Annotated in this window: 2 protein-coding genes; both read left to right on the plus strand. The window is 46.3% G+C overall.

All coding sequences use genetic code 11. From position 1 onward, the window contains the following. A partial coding sequence (locus R7O12_RS27245; RefSeq protein WP_318127166.1) for a Smr/MutS family protein occupies positions 1–180 on the plus strand: 180 nt, incomplete at its 5' end. Positions 181–279: 99 nt separating this feature from the next. Further along, positions 280–1,000, plus strand: a 721-nt coding sequence (gene rluF, locus R7O12_RS27250; protein WP_318127167.1) for a 23S rRNA pseudouridine(2604) synthase RluF, incomplete at its 3' end; no start/stop codon positions are given.

Here is a 1,000-nt window from a genome sequence, read left to right on the forward strand (position 1 = left end):
AATCCACCAGCATTAATGAAAAGCTTCGTCAGCAGTTGGTTACAACAAATAAAAGAAGTGCAATGCGTGCACAGTGCACAACGCTTTCACGGTGGCAGTGGTGCTGTTTATGTATTGCTAAGAAAAAGCGCAGACAAGAAACTAGAAAACCGCGAACGTCATCAAAAACGGTTAGGTTAAGTTTCTCCTCGGTGCTAGAATGCCCGACCTTATTTCCCCTTCCCACTTGCGGGAAGGGTCATCAAATTCACCGCCGTTGTGAAACGTTAGGAGACCGATATGTCACAAGACAACGCGAAACGCTTAAATAAATTCATCAGCGAAACGGGCTTTTGCTCACGTCGCGCTGCCGATAAACTGATCGAAGAAGGTCGAGTGACCATTAACGGCAAACAGCCAGAAATGGGCACCAAAGTACTACCTGGTGACGACGTTTGTGTTGATGGCAAGCCTGTCGCTTCAAAAGAAAAGCCGATTTATATCGCCCTCAACAAGCCAACAGGCATCACCTGTACGACTGAGCGTGATATCCCCGGCAATATCGTCGATTTCATCGGTCACAAAAAGCGTATTTTTCCAATTGGTCGACTCGACAAACCTTCGGATGGTTTGATCTTCTTGACTAACGATGGCGACATCGTAAATAAGATTCTGCGCGCTGGTAACAACCACGAAAAAGAATACGTGGTGCGTGTCGACAAGCCAATTACGGACGAATTCCTAAAACAGATGTCGAGCGGTGTTCGAATCCTCGATACCGTAACACTCCCTTGTAAAGTTACGAAAGAAACCAAGTTCTCTTTCCGTATTGTTTTGACGCAAGGCCTAAACCGTCAGATCCGCCGTATGTGTGAAGCACTCGGCTACGAAGTATTTAAACTTCGCCGCGTACGCATCATGAACATCTCTCTAGATGGTATTCCAAATGGTAAATGGCGTTACCTAACCGATGACGAAGTCGCAGAAATTTTAGCAATGTGCGATGGCTCAGTTGGTACCG

Source organism: Vibrio sp. Vb1574, assembly GCF_033338675.1.